Source organism: Listeria sp. ILCC796 (genome assembly GCF_900186175.1).
In the GTDB taxonomy this organism is placed as follows: Bacteria; Bacillota; Bacilli; order Lactobacillales; family Listeriaceae; genus Listeria; species Listeria goaensis.
On the sequence record NZ_FYBV01000001.1, the window covers coordinates 1 to 15,638 of the forward strand.

Here is a 15,638-nt window from a genome sequence, read left to right on the forward strand (position 1 = left end):
GAAAGTACTTAGACCCAAGTGACTACCAAATTATCACGAATGAGGATTTAAACAAAAAAATCACTGAATCGTGGAAAACCGGCACCTATTATATGGACGGCACGCAATACACCGGTATGGCTGGTGGCACGCTTCGGGCATCCGCGTATGTGGAATCGGTGAAAGGCACGCTGGATGAAAGTGGCTTGATGGACGTGGTGATGGGGTTGGGCTTGAGTACGGCGGCGATTCGGGGGAGTATGACGTATGAGAAAGCTAGCGGGGCTAATATTCCTAAACTTTCTAGTTTGTCCGAAGCAGAAAAATTTAGAATGGCTAATCAATATAAGCAGACTGCACCAGTAGGTATTCCTGACAGTGCAAAAATTAATGCCAAGACTATGAATGCCGGTTATGAACAACTTACTTATAAGTGGAATGATGGTCAATTTAAGTATGAAGTAAGGTGGCATACAAGAACTCCAGGAGCACCTGTAGAACAAGGTAATACATGGGTTGTTCAAAGAACAGTACCTGGGAATGGAGGAAACAAGCCACAAACATTCTTTAAAGTTGGTGATAATGAATGGGTAGAAGGATATAGATGGTATGATGCTATAAATGCTAGAAAAGCAGGAAATGCTACTCCAGAACAAATAAAAATTTTAGATAAGGGTCATTGGAAGGAATGAATAAAATGATTGATAGTAGGTTTTATGAAGGTTTTGAGGGCGAAGCAGAGCTTACCTTTGTTGCTGATAATAATAAACTTGTAATTTGGAATGGCTATTTCGAGACTACTTTAGATAACTTATTAGATTGTAATGTAGAAAAAGAGGGAATTGTGAAGGAATATTTTAATCATGAAGGATGGTATGATGATTCACCATGGTTGATAAAAGATAATTCTCTTACTATTAATCAATTAAAACGTTTTGATATTAATAAAATTAATCAAATTTCAATGAAAGATGATCTAGAAGAAATAGTTCAAACGATTATTTCATTTTTAGAAAATAATCGTTTGAGTAAAATCTATATTGAATATGAATAATCAAAAAACAAAAAAGGCACTCAATCACAAGACTGATAATCAAGTTGCCAATAGCTAACAAAAACTAACTGTATTCACTGTATAGAAGTTGCACTACCGAAAAAGATATGAGAAAACTAACTCTACAGAGAAATTAGTATACTCATATCTTTTTAGCTATGTTCAAAAGTATAAAAATCAGTATGTTGCTAGGTATGAGAGGCAGTTTGTCAAGTGAGTAGGAGCTCGGATGTGAACAAAAAAATCTGGTAGTGAGGTTGAAGTAAATATTTTTCCTCGAGTAACTATCAGGTTCTCACGAATTAGGAGTCAGACTTAAAAACGTAGTACGGAAAAATAGAGAAGAGCTATTTCGACAAATATCTACAGCAACACCTTAAATAAACCGATAAAATATTGGCAGATGTTTACAAGACCAATTGGAGCATGACCTTCCGTATCGTAGCAATTAGTGATATAATAGTACCCATGATTTCAATGGACACGGGGGTGCGTTATGGAAAATGCTGAAAAGATGTTACATGCATTAGAGCACGAAGATATGGTTTTGGCTAAAAAATATTTTGATTTGGCAATTCAAAACGGTTCTGACGAGGAGCAATTTTTTCTTGCTGAGCAATTGTTTAGCTTGGGCTTTTTAGATGAAGCGGAGGACTTATATGAGCTTTTGCTTGCGAATTATAAAGATGAAGGGGCACTTCTTGTTCGAGCGGCAGAAGTGGCACTTGAAAAAGACGATATTGATACAGCGCAGGAATATTTGGAAAAAGTGAATAAACAAGATGAAGCTTATCTTGAAAGTTTGCTTGTTTTGGCTGATTTGTATCAAATGCAAGGCTTGTTTGAAGTGACAGAGCAAAAACTGCTTGAGGCAAAAAAATTAGCGCCAAATGAAGCGATTATTGATTTTGCACTCGGGGAATATTATTTGTCACAAGGAAGATTTGCGCTTTCCGTGCAGCATTATCAGGCGGTGCTTGATACAGGCGTGACGGAACTTGCGCAAGGTACGATTTCCGTTTATGAACGTATTGCCGAAGCTTATAGCGCGAGCGGGGCGTTTGAAGAGGCGTTGCCGTTTTATGAAAAGGCACTTTCAGAACATGAATCGGTGGATACGTTGTTTGGGCTAGGGCTTACGGCATTTCAGGCGAGGGAGTATGTGAAGGCGATTCACGCGTTTGAACATTTGAAGGAACACGACCCGGCGTACACGACGCTCTATCCGTATCTTTCGAAAAGCTATCAGGAAAACGGCGAACAGGAGAAGGCACTTCAGGCGCTTACGGAGGGCTTGAAATATGATGAATTTAATAAAGAGCTTTTTTTCGAGGCTGGAAAAGTGGCAGACCGTTTAGGGAAACTAGATGCGGCAGAGGAGTTTTTCAGGCAAGCAATTGTGTTGGATGAGGAGTACTCGGCGGCTATTTTAGAACTAAACAAACTCCTTTTAGCAAAAGAAGATTTTGAAGGTTTGCTTGAGGTTACAGAGGCACTTTCTGAGGAGCTTGTGACGGAGCCGCAAATTTTTTGGGACTTAAGTGTTGCATACAGCGGCGTGGAACAATATAATAAAGCAAAAGAAAATTTTGAAAAAGCTTATCCTCATTTTGAAGACAATCCGACTTTTTTACGGGAATATGGTTTATTCCTGCGAGAAGAAGGAGAAACTCAGAAAGCTCGCGAAATTTTCGAGCGTTACTTGAATTTTGAGCCTGAGGATGCGGAAATTCGAAATTTACTTGAGTTTTAATCAACTTTCGGAAGGAGTGAGTGTGATGAAGGCATCCATTTCTGTAGATGAGAAGAAAGATTTTATTCGCTGGCTTTTAAATACGCATCAAATGAAGATGCGGGAAGCAATGTGGGTGTTAAACTATATTGCGGGTCACGATCAAATTATACAATATGTGCATTTTGTAGATGACTTAGAAGGCTGCAATCGCGGGCTCGTTCTTTCTGCTGAAGGTGTGGACTTTGAACCATTCCGCTTTTTTAAAGGAAAGCTAACAACGAGTAACCCGGAAAAAGCATTTCATGATATTCGTTTAAATTGGGACGAGGAATTATATATTGTGCTTCATTTTAGCGACGCGCTTAGTTCTCCTGAATATGCGCTTGTACGTGAAGATAACCCACATAAAGACTTGCAAATTGGCGAAGAAGAACAGCAGCTTGCGACAGACTTCTTAGATCGTACGCTCAGTAGTTTCATGATGGAATCGGTTCAAAAGGAAATTGACCGTGCGATTGATGCGGGTGATAAAGAACGTTTCTTAGAACTTACGGCATTTTTAAAGGAAATGAAAGAATAGATATGGCTAAAAACTGGGCAAGTTTTTAAGTTCGAGCGTTTTGCGCCCATTAACTTAAAAACATGCCTAGTTTTGTGTTTTTTTGAGATTGGGGGAAAATGTTTGTGTATGCGTTACTACAAAACCGTACGTTTTTGCGGTTGCTTTTGATTGTGAACTTGTTAGGTGCTATTTATGGCTACATTTGGTATATTCCGCAACTAGAAATAACACGACCGATATTTTGGCTGTTTGTTCCCGATAGCCCGACTGCTGTTTTGTTTTTCTTTTTTGTGATTGCGGCTTTTTTGGCTAAAAAACATTGGCCACTGATGGAAGCACTGGCGTTTGTAAGTTTGATGAAATACGGTTTATGGGCAGTAGGCATGAATGTTTTCTTAATGATTGACCAACAAACGATTATTTGGACGGGTGTTATGCTCATGATTAGCCATGGCTTTATGGCTATCCAAGCGATGCTTTATGCACCTTTTTATCGCTTTCGCATTGGGCATTTTATGGTTGCGGCCGTTTGGGTATTACATAACGATGTGATTGACTACTTATTTGGGCAAATGCCAATTTATATGGGCTTAGAGCGCTTTTTACCGTATATTGGTTATGCGACATTCTGGCTCACGATTTTTGTTCTGATTTATGTGTACCGGAAGACGTTAAAAGAAGATCGTCTGAAACTTGAATTATTTTAAGATTAGAATTTTCTCATAGTGAGTGAAACCTATTGAGAAGCGCGCAAAGATACTTTATAATTAAAACTAATCAAAGTTAGTATTAGGAGGAAGATGATTTAAATGTCATTAGGATCTTATATAATTTATTTTTTTATTGTCGCAGCGATTCCACTTTGGGCACAATTTCGTGTTAAAAGCACGTATGCGCAGTATTCAAAAGTGCGTGTAAGAAGTGGCCAAACAGGTGCTGAAGTTGCACGAATGATTTTAGATAGAAACGGTCTTTCTAATGTGCCGGTGCACGCCACAAAAGGTGTTTTGAGCGATCATTATGATCCAAGCAAAAAAGCAGTATTCCTTTCAGAATCAAACTATCATGAAGCAACGATTGCGGCAGCAGCAGTAGCCGCTCACGAAGTTGGTCATGCGATTCAAGATAAAGAAGGTTATGCTTTTATGCGTTTCCGTTCGGCATTAGTGCCAGCAACGATGTTTAGTTCAAACATTTCGTGGGTGTTTTTAATCATTGGGATGCTTGCAACGATTCCAAGCCTTATGTTAATCGGAATTGTTTTAATGGCTGTAGGTGTATTGTTCCAAGTCATTACTTTACCTGTTGAATTTGATGCGAGTAAACGTGCACTTGTACAACTTGAAGATGGTGGTTTCTTAGACTCTTCAGAGAATCCACAGGCGAAAAAAGTGCTTAGTGCAGCTGCTATGACTTACGTTGCAGCAATGGCTGTAGCTGTTCTAGAGTTGCTTCGTCTTATCTTGATTTTTACAAATATGAATCGAAATTAGTTATAAAACCTGAGAACAGCTCTCAGGTTTTATTTTGAGAAATAAGGATAAAATGAGGGGAAAATATGGATTTTGATGTGATTGTAATTGGTGGTGGCCCGTCTGGTTTAATGGCGGCTATTCAGGCGGCGGAGAAGAATAAAAAGGTGTTGCTCGTTGAAAAGGGGCCGAAGCTTGGGCGCAAATTGATTTTATCGGGCGGCGGTCGGTGCAATGTCACCAATCGTTTACCTGTAGAGGAAATCATTCGGCATGTGCCAGGGAATGGCCGTTTTTTGTATAGCGCGTTTCACCAATTTGATAACGAGGATATTATTGCGTTCTTTGAAAAACTTGGCGTGCATTTAAAAGAGGAAGATCATGGGCGAATGTTTCCGGTGTCAAATAGTGCACGGTCGGTCGCCGATGCGATGATAAGTCGAATGGAGAAGCTTGGGGTTACGGTGTTTATGAAGACGCCTGTTAAAAAGGTATTGTATGAAAATGGGCAGGTGAAGGGTGTCGAGCTTCTGGACGGACAGGTGAAGACAGCGTATAGCGTCATTGTGGCGGTTGGCGGGAAATCGGTTCCGCGTACGGGTTCAACGGGGGACGGCTATGGTTTTGCAAAGGACGCGGGGCATACGATAACGGAACTTTATCCGACAGAAGTTCCGATTACGTCGCAAGAGCCGTTCATTATGTCGCGCGCACTTCAAGGGATTTCGCTTCGTGATGTGTCGCTTTCGGTTTTAGGGAAGAAAAATAAAATTGTGGTGACGCACCGTATGGATATGATTTTTACGCATTTTGGCATTTCAGGTCCAGCAGCACTTCGGTGTAGTATGTTTGTTAATCAGGCGCTTAGGAAGCAGGATCTTGTGACGATGGAACTCGATTTGTTTCCGGACCTTGGGCTAGAAGAAGTACATCAGAACGTCTTTAAGCTGTTAGAGGAAAATCCAAAAAAAGCTGTTAAAAACGCGCTTTCCCCTTTAATACAAGAAAAATTATTGCTCTTTCTTTTGGAAAAAGTGAGCATTAATCCGGAAAATCATTATAAGCAGGAGAGTCCGAAAAAATGGGAGGCATTTGAGCAGCTTTTGAAAAGTTTTGTCTTTACTGTAGACGGGACGCTTGATTTTGAGAAAGCATTTGTGACGGGTGGCGGCGTGCAGACGAAGGAAATCATGCCGAAAGAGATGCAGTCGAAACTGATGCCGGGCTTATTTTTCTGCGGTGAAGTTTTAGATATTAATGGCTACACGGGTGGTTATAATATTACGTGTGCACTTGTGACGGGGCATACGGCGGGGGAATATGCGGCGAAATTTTCTAGTGAGGCAAGGAAAAATGAACTTGTCTAATAATGAAGCAGAGTAGGGTGGCTACTCTGCTTTTTCGTTTAGGAAAGTTGTGACAATTTGTTCGCGTTCTTCTAAAAAGGCGGAATTATTGCGGCTTGGATGAATGCGATTTGTGAGGACGATGAGTCCTTTTTTTTGTACGATGTCAAGGACGATGAAGGTGCCTGTAAATCCAGTATGGTAAAGGGCGTAATGGTCGCCGTTTGGTTTTAAGTCATAGCCAATGCCTCGGTCACGATTTAAATCTTGCGTATAGTTTTCTTGAATGCGGGCAAGGCTTTCGCGCGTTAAAATCGGGGCGCCGTCGTCAAAAAGGAGTGCCGATGCAAAACGTCTGAGGTCATCTAATGTTGAGAAAAGCCCTGCATGACCGGTGTTACCACCTGCGATGAAAGCCTTATGGTCATGGACGGTGCCTGAAATGACGCCGCGTTTTTCGGTTACTTCAGTTGGGACTGAATGGGCTTTGTCAGCCGTAAAGAATGTTGTGTCTTCCATGTGAAGCGGGCGTAAAATGGCGTCGGTTACTTGCGCTTCAAACGGCTTTTCACAAGCTACTTCGATAACTTTACCGAGGAGTAGGAAATTCAAATCGGAGTAGTCCACGATGGTGCGGTTTTTTGCGACTGGACGGGCAGCGCTAATGTAGGCGTCGATGTCGCTAGGCGTTTCAATTGGGAAGCCGGGAATGTTTTTTGGGAGCCCAGTGCGGTGCGTCAAACAGTCGAGTAGTGTCAAATCGGGCGTGTGATAGTCCGGCAAAAAGGTGTCAAGCGAATCCGTTAGAGCTAGTTTTCCGCTCTCAACAAGCTGCATCACACGCGTAGTCGTCGCCACAACTTTCGTGAGTGACGCAATATCGTAAATGTTTTTTTCAAAAGAAAGAAGCGGTTTTTTTGAAGGGCTAATTTGTTTTAAACCGCGAGTGAAGGACTGTGTCGCTTCTTGCGTCAAAAACTGGAAACTCGCTCCTGGCACGGTGCCTGAGTCAACCAGATTTTCGATGCGCATTTTCGTTAGTGGAAACATGGCTACACCTCTTTATAAACAGGCGTCCAGATGGCGTTTTGAACGTCCTCTTCTGCGACCGTTTTAATCCGTGCGACACCATCTTTGATGGCTGCTTTAGAAACGGCGTAAGCGACTTTTTCGCTCGTTTGAAGGAGTTTTGATATGTGAGGTAAAAGTGCCGAGCCTTTATGAGTGGCATCAACTTGTTCTGATACAGCCTTTGCTGCTGCGCGTAGCATGCCATTTGTGATTTTTTCTGCGCGCGAAATGATGGCGCCAAGACCAAGGCCCGGGTAGAGTAGCGCATTGTTCGCTTGACCAATTTCAAACGTTTGCCCGCCGAATTCAACAGGCGCGCTCGGACTGCCCGTCACAATGAGCGCTTTTCCATTTGTCCACTGGATTAAATCGGCAGCTTTTGCTTCAGCGAGTTTTGTAGGATTTGACAGCGGTAAGATGGCCGGACGAATCGTATAGCTGGCCATCTCACGCACCACGTCTTCTGAAAAGGCGGAAGGGACACCGCTTGAACCGATAAGCATCGTTGGTTTGATCAGTCTAACAAGCTCTAAAAGCGAAGTGGTGTCGATGTTCTCAAAATCCGCCCGGTCTCGCGCAAAAGAACGCTGCCCAGTTGTTAAGTCGGCCATGTCATCTGTCACAAGACCATTTCGATCGACTAAATAAAAGGCCTTTTTAGCGTCGTGGCGTGTGACTCCACTACTGTGCATGATTTCATGACAAAGCTCGGTGGCAATACCAATACCCGCCGTTCCTGCGCCAAAAATCAGAATCCGCTGTTTCGCAAGCGGAATTTTGGATACGCATGTTGTTGAAAGTGCAGCCGCGACAACCATTGCGCCAGTTCCTTGAATATCATCGTTAAAGGTGCAGACTTCATCTTTGTAGGTATCTAAAATTCGGCTCGCATTGGCCCGACCGAAGTCCTCAAAATGAAAGACGACTTCTTTGAAAATTTCTTTTGCGGCGGAAATAAATTGCGCGATGAAATGGTCATATTCAGTTTTAGACATGCGCGGCTTGCGCTCGCCGAGATAAAGCGGATCATTTCGCAAGTCCAAATTGTTCGTGCCAAAATCAATGATGACCGGTAGGCAGCTAGACGGGTCAAGGCCAGCCGCAACGGTATAAACCGCAAGTTTTCCTACCGCGATTTGAACGCCGTTTACGCCCCAGTCACCGATGCCTAAAACACCTTCGCCATCTGTAATGACCATCATTTTAATTTTTTCAGGCTGTCCGCACGCGTTTTTCAGGCTATTGTGTAAAATTTCTGGGCGGAAAGCATTGATAAAAAGCGCATCATCGGTATTTTGAAAGTGCTTGTGGTATTCGGTCACCGCATCACCAATTGTTGGCGTGTAAATAATTGGAAGCAGTTCCGTCACATATTTTTGCACTGTCGCAAAATAAAGCGTCCGATTTTTATTATAAAGGTCCGTCAAATAATAATTTTTTTGCAAGGCATCAGGAAGCGCGTCAAAAATGGCCTTCACGCGTACAATTTGTTCATCTAGCGTTTCCACGTGCGGCGGAAGTAGGCCGTCTAATTCATATTTTTCACGTTCCTCATATGTAAAAGCAGTTCCTTTGTTTAAAAACGGATTTCTTAAAATATTATTTTTCGTCATAAAGTGGCTCCTTTTCAATCTTTGGTTCTATTTTACCGCGTTTTTCAGATAAAATAAAATCCTTGCGCGTACGTAATCCCAAGACCTACCAAATAATGGAATTGTTCCTTGTTTTCAACACCTTCTACAACCATCTTTTTCTTCTTTTTTTCTAAAAAATGATGCAAGTTGGTGAGCACTAATTTTTTCCCGTGATGATTTTGTACGTCTTTCAACAGTTCAGCGTCCGTTTTCACAAAATCAGTCGGGTGCCTTAGAACGCGTGCGATGTCTGCATAGCCTGAACCATAGTCATCAATCGCAAATTGCGTGCCAAAACGTCTTTTCAGAGAGGTCATTTTTACGTGCAAGTCGAGCAACTGGCATTCATCAATCACAGATGTTTCTAAAAATTCAAATGTAATTTCGCCACTTTCTTTAAGTAGTTCTTCCAATTCTTGGTAGTGGTGGATAAACGTGTCGTAGGAAATATTTAAAAAAAGTCGTGTGCTTTCGCGCCAACTAAAGTGCTCGATGCCATTTTTAAGCGTGCGCAGTTCAAATTGACTGGTCAAACGGTTTTTCTCGCATTCTTTAATAAAATCCCCAATCGGTACGTTATGAACGCGCGTCAGGGATTCGTAGCCAAAAACATGATTTTCTTGAATGTTCACAATCGGTTGATAAATCGTTTGGAATTCATTGGATTCGATCATATCCAAAATTTGGTTTTTATTCATCTACTAACGTCCTTTTTTATCAAGGCTAACTCTTTATGCATGTAATCAAAGAAATGTGTCGTAGTAGCGTTCGACGTATCCATCTCGTTTAGTTTATCCATTGCTTTTTGATAAAAATCTGGTTGATTTGTTTGCGTGTAGTATTCCGTAAGCATCGCATAAACGGCCGTCGATTCAATACTTTCCACAGGTTCTTTCGTATCCCGATAAAAACGTGCATAAACTCGATTATTTTGTTCCCATTCGCTTTGCAAAAAAGCATCAAAATGCGGTTCTTTTTTATGAGTTAGCGTAACATATTGAATCGCAATTAGCATTTGATCAATCATATTCACTTCATTACCAGTCGTTTCATAACGCCCATCTTGAAAGATTTCATCAAAAAACGGACTAGCTACCGCATTTTCTAGCGGCTTGAAGGCAGCCTTATCAAACCCAGCTTCTTTCATCGCGGTACTATTATAATAACTCAAATGAAGCGTTTTTGCTTTTTCTTTTGTTTTAAAATCGAAAAAATCACGAGGTGTTTGGTTCCCCAAACCATATTTTTTCCAACTCACCGCGATTTTGTTCGCGAAGTCAGCGTACGGAGGGTAATTAAATTGGTCACTTGCCGCCTGAAGAGCTTCATAAATGCGCATATCATCTATAAACGCGTTTGTCGTAATACCATTTCCCATTTTCCACTTAATAAATGTTTGTTCAGTTAGCAGTTCATTTTGCATCGCCGTAAAAAGCGAATGAAACGTTTGGCTGTCATTGTTTAAAACAAGATACTGCATATATAAACCGATACTTTCCGACAAATAATTGGCATTTTTAGACACTTTATAGTCGGCAATTAACCCGTTTTCTGCCAAATAATTGGTTGCCACATGTTTCTCCACATTTGCCTTTTTCGGCGTTGTTTCTTTTGGCGGACTTTGCGCGCACCCGGCTAGAAATGCGATAAGCGTCAGTAAAAATAATTTTTTAAACATCTTCCAAGCCCTCCTTTGAAAAGCTTGTTAAAACTTGATTCCGTCCGCTTTGTTTGGCAAGATAAAGCGCCTTGTCGGCCGCCTCAAACAAACTTTCTTTCGTTTTATAGTTCGAATCAGGAAATTGCTGACAGGAAACGCCTAAAGAAATTGTCACTTGCCCGCTTTTTGGATTGTAAGGAAACGATGTGCGTTCAATTTGGCTCCGAATAATCTCGGCGATTTGCTGACTTTCTGGAAGCGCCACATTGGGTAATAAAATGGAAAATTCTTCGCCACCAATTCGGGAAATGAGCGCACTTTTTGGCAGCACATGATTGCTTAAAATCACACTAAACTGGGATAAAACCGTATTGCCCGCCTGGTGACCATGGACATCATTAATTTCTTTAAAATTATCTATGTCAATGACGATTAAACTAAGCGGTTTCTTTTTTTTCAAAGAAAGAAGAAAAGCTTTTTCAAATGTTTCTAAAAAATAACGGATATTAGGCAAATTGGTTAGCATATCTGTCATAGCAGAATTTCGAAGCTGAAACATGATTTTATTGCTCTTATCAATATAGTTACAAGCGGCAAATACGAGTGCGCTCGTTAGCATGAAAAGCGCGTAGTAAAGTAAGGCTTCGCTTCCAGTTAAAATGGTGTGGCTGCCAAAGTCGGTGAAGTAGTAGTAAGCTAGAACGGGAATGGCACAGGAAAAGACAATCAAATATTTTTTGAAATAGCTCATGTTAAGTTTGGTGACAATAAAGCAAATAAGATAAAAGCCTGTTAGCAGCAGAATAAATTTAAGCTCATTTTGCGTGGATTCCCCCATCCAAATGTGGCCGATAACCATGAAGCTATAGGCGATGGTGACAGGAATTCGGCCGCCGAAAATGGCAGTGATGAGTAAAATATTCATGCGCATGTTTGTATAAACGACTGTCGCCGCGTCTTGGTCCCCGCGAAAAATAAAATAAATGCCAGCTAAGCCGTAGTAAACACCAATTGAAATACTTAAAAGCAGCTGACTTTTACGATGTAAAAACCAATTGGGTTTTATTTCGCGAAGTTTGCGGAAGGCAATTCCTTGAATGAATAAAATGGCCAGAAATGTCGAGATACTATCAATATAGGCATCAAATTGTGTAGGCATAAAAATTACTCCTTTAATGGAACTGTTAAATGAACTGCTGCATGAACACGGTTTCGTCCATTTTCTTTTGCGATATAAAGCGCCTTATCAGCGGTGTTTAATAAGGCTGCACCACTTTCAAAATCGTGAAGTTCGTCCATCGTTGCAGTGCCAACAGAAATGGTCAAGTGGATATCTTCACGATTAAAAGGGAAATCGGTTTTCTCAATTTTCCCCCTAAGCTGTTCGGCGTAAAGCTTTGCACCGGTGCGTGAAATATTTGGTAATAAAATGGCAAATTCTTCGCCACCAATTCTTGCGATGAGTGTCCCTTTAGGAAAAAGGACTTTTTGTAGGGCGCCACTTAAGCTTGATAAAATAACATTACCCGTTTGATGTCCATATGTATCATTGATATTCTTAAAAAAATCAATATCAAAAATAATAATGCTTAGCGGTGTGCGATTTTTCTTGCTCTCAGCAAATTGTTCGCCTAAACAATTGTCAAAATGACGAAAATTGGCGAGATTTGTTAATGGATCTAAAATAGCTGACTGGCGCAAGGCAAAAATTTGTTTGTTGGAGGAATCAATGAAGTGGGCAGCCAGATATAATAGCAGGCTACAGAAAAAAGAAATGCCAAAAAATAAGAGCCACCTTGGAATAGCTTCCATTTGAAGGGGAATAGCCATTTTAAGATGGAGATAGAAAAGCATGAAGGGCGTAATGCTCAGCTTGCTTAAAATGAACTTTTGAAAAAGCGAGATTTTCAAAGTGTTTACTTGAATACAAATAAGATGGAAAGAGATAATAAAAAAAAGATAGAGAAGTTGAAGGCTCGTGTCTGCGGCTAGCATGAGTTTGCCTACTGCGATGATGATAGTTGCAATAGTAGCGGGGCCTACACCTGAAAATAAGTTTAAAATTAAGATAATGTTGACGAGCATGTCGGTATAAACGCCGTAATCTGTACCCGGCAAGCCACGCAAAATAAAGTACAAACCTAAAACACCATAATACATGCCGATAAAATAACGGATGATATGGTGTTGCCAATTATTAATAAACCAATTTGGTTTTCTTTCGCGAAGTGAACGTAAAATCATACCGTGAAAAAATAGAGCGGATAAAAAAAGTGCCAAACTGGACCATAACGAGTCAATCATATTCCACATAAAAAAAAGCTCCCTTTTTGTAATTCGTACGGGAATTCAGTAAAATAAAAAGATACGGTTAATTCAGAAGGCTAGTCACGGTGCTATTCTGATGATTTAATACATTTATCATATTATTACAAATTAACATATTGTTGTCAATATATGCAAAGGAAGGATAACATGCAGCCAAATGATGCTTTTTTTGAAACTTCAGATACTCTAGTTCAACTTGTCAAAAAACGGAGTGAACACTTGGCGCTGGAAGGCTTTGTAAAAGGTCGTGGTCCCAAAAAACCGCAAGTGATGCTAATTGGGGAGGCGCCGGGTGAAACAGAAATTCATAATTCAATCCCGTTTAGCGGCCGAGCGGGCGCTGAACTAATGAAGTCACTTGAGAGAGCTTTCTTAACGCGTGAGGACGTTTATATAACGAGCGCCGTTCGAAGTCGGCCTTTTAAAGACGTTTACAAGGTGGATGCGAAGTCCGGGGAGCGCGTTTTGAAGCGTTACAATCGTACGCCGAATCAGAAGGAGATTGATGCGCACGCCCCGATTCTTGATGACGAATTGCGGCACATTGAACCGAAAATTATTCTGACAATGGGGAACATTGCTTTAAGACGAATGCTTGGGGGGAAAATAGCGGTTCCAGATGTGCGCGGTCAGCGCCTTTATGTACCTGCACGCGAACTGGTTACGCCTGGTAACCGGGAGTACCAGGATACGGAGCGGAAATTTCGGATGATGGCAACGTTTCATCCGGCGAGTATTTTTTACAATCGAAAATTATTGCCGCTTATTGAAGCTGATTTTGATGCGCTTCGGGTGTGGCTAAAGGAGATTACGACATGAAAATAGCGGTTGTTGGCGCTGGCATTGTTGGTGCGAGTGCGGCCTATCATTTGGCGAAATGGGGACACGAGACGACGATTATTGAGGATAAGGCGCCTGGGCAGGCGACGGAACATGCGGCGGGGATTATTTGTCCGTGGCTTTCGAAACGGCGGAATAAGATTTGGTATGAGCTCGCGAAACATAGCGCTGCTTTTTATCCGCAGCTATCAAGAGAACTGGCGGGGTTTTCTGTGGATTCTGGATACAAACAAGTTGGCACGCTTGCGCTTCGGGGAAATGAAATGGCGCTTGATGCTTTGTTTGCGCTTGCGAAGGAGCGGCGCGTGTCGGCACCTGAAATGGGCGAGGTGATTCGTTTACAGGAAGCGGATGTGAAAAAGCGGTTTCCGCTCGTGCAGCCTGGTTTTGGGGCGGTTTTCGTGAGTGGCGGCGGGCGTGTGAATGGTGCACGGATTCGTGACGCGCTTTTAGACGGGGCGAAACGAAACGGCGCAGTGAAAATGGAGGCGCACGGTAAGGTGAACGCGGCAGGGGCGCTTTTTGCAGGAGAAGAAGAAGTTGCTTTTGATAAAATTGTGCTGGCAGCTGGCGCTTGGATGCCGCGATTCTTGGAGCCACTTGGTTTTGAGGCGGATGTTTTGGCGCAAAAAGGGCAAATTGTGACGATGACTTTTGCTGAGAAAACGGACGACTGGCCAGTTATTTTGCCGCCAGCTGCGAAGAGTATTGTGCCGTTTGATGCGGGGCAAATCATGCTTGGGGCCACACATGAAAAAGAAGCCGGCTTCGACCGTGAGCCTACGGAAGCCGGCTATGAGGAAATCATTCGAGAGCTCGCGCCGTTTATTCAGCTGGAAGGCGCACAGACGAGCACAATTTTGGTTGGAACTAGGCCATATACGCCTGATTTTACGCCGTTCATTGGTCAAATCGGGGACACGCCAATCTATGCGGCAAATGGCTTAGGGGCATCAGGTTTAACAACGGGTCCTTTTGTTGGAAAACTAATTGCTGAGTGCGCGCTAGGTGAACCGGTTTCGCTGGATATCACACGTTTTGACCCAGCGAATTATATCCGAAAGCGCTAATAAAGCGGATTTTTATTTTCATCCAGCGTAAAGCCTTCCCCCATCACATCATGGACGACGCTGACAGAAACGAAAGCGTGTGGGTCGACGGCTTCGATAATATTTTTAAGTTGGATAATTTCGTTTTTTGCAACGACGATATAAAGCACATCTTGGTCAAGTTTGGAAAAGCCGCCGCGACCTTCTAAAATGGTGACACCGCGGTTCATTGCGAGCATGACGTGAGTTGCGATGGCGTTGTTGTCTTTCGAGATTATCATGGCTCCGCGTGCGGCATACGCGCCTTCTTGGACGAAATCAATAACGCGCGCGCCAATGAAGACGGCAACAAGAGTATACATGACTTGTCTAATGTCTAAATAAGAGAGTGAGGCCGTTAAAACAAGTGCATCGATGACGAATAATGTGCGCCCCATGCTAATCCCTTTTTTAAAGTGGAGCAATTTCGCGATAATATCGCTACCGCCTGTTGTCCCGCCGTAGCGAAAGACGAGCCCGAGTCCAACACCAGTGAAACTGCCTGCAAATAAAGCGACGAGCAGTAAATCTGTGTGCAAATCGAGTGTAAACGGGATGCGCTGAAAAATCCATAAGAAAAGTGATAGGCTAATGGTGCCGATACCACTGTAAAGAAAGGTACGAAATCCTAAAATACGCCAGCCTAAAAGGAAGAGTGGAACGTTTAGGATAAGGTTTGAATAGGCGGGATCGATATGGAAGAAGTGTAACAAAAGGAGTGTAATCCCTGTTAAACCGCCTTCACCGAGTCCGTTTTGAATATTAAAATTGACAAGACCAAATGCATAAATGGCTGTGCCAAGCAAGATGAAAAGAATATTTTTAACCCGAAGTGTTTTGAACATAATCTGCTCCTTTCAAGATTTTTA

15 protein-coding genes and 1 pseudogene are annotated in these 15,638 nt (G+C 42.1%); 9 read left to right on the forward strand and 7 right to left on the reverse strand.

Features of this window, described 5'->3' with window-relative positions; translation table 11 throughout:
• From CFS04_RS00005 to CFS04_RS00035, 7 genes and pseudogenes are all read left to right on the forward strand, one after another.
• Window positions 1-671 (forward strand): annotated as a pseudogene (locus tag CFS04_RS00005) (hypothetical protein); the annotation flags it as partial.
• A 5-nt stretch (window positions 672-676) separates the two neighbouring features.
• On the forward strand, window positions 677-1,033 hold the full coding sequence (locus CFS04_RS00010) for a hypothetical protein (protein WP_088808554.1): 357 nt from the start codon (window positions 677-679) through the stop codon (window positions 1,031-1,033).
• Window positions 1,034-1,529: 496 nt separating this feature from the next.
• Window positions 1,530-2,786: a tetratricopeptide repeat protein gene (locus CFS04_RS00015; protein ID WP_088808555.1), complete on the forward strand. Its 1,257-nt coding sequence runs from the start codon at window positions 1,530-1,532 to the stop codon at window positions 2,784-2,786.
• A gap of 25 nt (window positions 2,787-2,811) precedes the next feature.
• On the forward strand, window positions 2,812-3,348 hold the full coding sequence (locus tag CFS04_RS00020; RefSeq protein WP_088808556.1) for a ReoY family proteolytic degradation factor: 537 nt from the start codon (window positions 2,812-2,814) through the stop codon (window positions 3,346-3,348).
• Window positions 3,349-3,446: 98 nt separating this feature from the next.
• Entirely contained in the window at window positions 3,447-4,037 is a 591-nt protein-coding gene (locus CFS04_RS00025; RefSeq protein ID WP_179946361.1) for a DUF1405 domain-containing protein, read from the forward strand.
• Between the two features lie 102 nt (window positions 4,038-4,139).
• Window positions 4,140-4,823 carry a zinc metallopeptidase gene (locus CFS04_RS00030; RefSeq protein ID WP_088808557.1) on the forward strand — a complete coding sequence of 228 codons (684 nt, stop codon included), beginning with the start codon at window positions 4,140-4,142 and terminating at the stop codon, window positions 4,821-4,823.
• A gap of 65 nt (window positions 4,824-4,888) precedes the next feature.
• Entirely contained in the window at window positions 4,889-6,169 is a 1,281-nt protein-coding gene (locus CFS04_RS00035; protein ID WP_088808558.1) for an NAD(P)/FAD-dependent oxidoreductase, read from the forward strand.
• Between the two features lie 21 nt (window positions 6,170-6,190).
• On the opposite strand, the gene CFS04_RS00040 is transcribed toward CFS04_RS00035, so the two are convergent.
• The 6 genes from CFS04_RS00040 to CFS04_RS00065 are packed head-to-tail and all read right to left on the reverse strand — an operon-like array spanning window position 6,191 to window position 12,826.
• Window positions 6,191-7,198, reverse strand: coding sequence for a serine hydrolase (locus CFS04_RS00040; RefSeq protein ID WP_088808559.1), 1,008 nt, complete (start codon window positions 7,196-7,198; stop codon window positions 6,191-6,193).
• 2 nt (window positions 7,199-7,200) lie between these two features.
• Window positions 7,201-8,832: an NAD-dependent malic enzyme gene (locus CFS04_RS00045; RefSeq protein ID WP_088808560.1), complete on the reverse strand. Its 1,632-nt coding sequence runs from the start codon at window positions 8,830-8,832 to the stop codon at window positions 7,201-7,203.
• A 44-nt stretch (window positions 8,833-8,876) separates the two neighbouring features.
• Window positions 8,877-9,551, reverse strand: coding sequence for an EAL domain-containing protein (locus CFS04_RS00050; RefSeq protein ID WP_088808561.1), 675 nt, complete (start codon window positions 9,549-9,551; stop codon window positions 8,877-8,879).
• Complete coding sequence (locus tag CFS04_RS00055) at window positions 9,548-10,531, reverse strand: glycoside transferase (protein WP_088808562.1); 984 nt, start codon at window positions 10,529-10,531, stop codon at window positions 9,548-9,550. The genes CFS04_RS00050 and CFS04_RS00055 overlap by 4 nt, the downstream gene beginning before the upstream one ends.
• Window positions 10,524-11,672: a GGDEF domain-containing protein gene (locus CFS04_RS00060; RefSeq protein WP_088808563.1), complete on the reverse strand. Its 1,149-nt coding sequence runs from the start codon at window positions 11,670-11,672 to the stop codon at window positions 10,524-10,526. The genes CFS04_RS00055 and CFS04_RS00060 overlap by 8 nt, the downstream gene beginning before the upstream one ends.
• A gap of 5 nt (window positions 11,673-11,677) precedes the next feature.
• Window positions 11,678-12,826 carry a sensor domain-containing diguanylate cyclase gene (locus CFS04_RS00065; RefSeq protein WP_088808564.1) on the reverse strand — a complete coding sequence of 383 codons (1,149 nt, stop codon included), beginning with the start codon at window positions 12,824-12,826 and terminating at the stop codon, window positions 11,678-11,680.
• 162 nt (window positions 12,827-12,988) lie between these two features.
• Here CFS04_RS00065 and CFS04_RS00070 point away from each other — a divergent pair, with 162 nt between their 5' ends.
• Together CFS04_RS00070 and CFS04_RS00075 are read left to right on the forward strand one after the other, a co-directional pair.
• The gene (locus CFS04_RS00070; RefSeq protein WP_117584595.1) at window positions 12,989-13,660 is read left to right on the forward strand and encodes a uracil-DNA glycosylase; all 672 of its coding nucleotides are present in this window, start codon (window positions 12,989-12,991) and stop codon (window positions 13,658-13,660) included.
• Entirely contained in the window at window positions 13,657-14,751 is a 1,095-nt protein-coding gene (locus CFS04_RS00075) for an FAD-binding oxidoreductase (RefSeq protein WP_088808565.1), read from the forward strand. Before CFS04_RS00070 ends, CFS04_RS00075 begins: the two co-directional genes overlap by 4 nt.
• Here CFS04_RS00075 and CFS04_RS00080 read toward each other — a convergent pair.
• On the reverse strand, window positions 14,748-15,614 hold the full coding sequence (locus tag CFS04_RS00080; RefSeq protein WP_088808566.1) for a YitT family protein: 867 nt from the start codon (window positions 15,612-15,614) through the stop codon (window positions 14,748-14,750). The two genes, CFS04_RS00075 and CFS04_RS00080, sit on opposite strands and share 4 nt — an antisense overlap.
• Window positions 15,615-15,638: the final 24 nt, after the last annotated feature.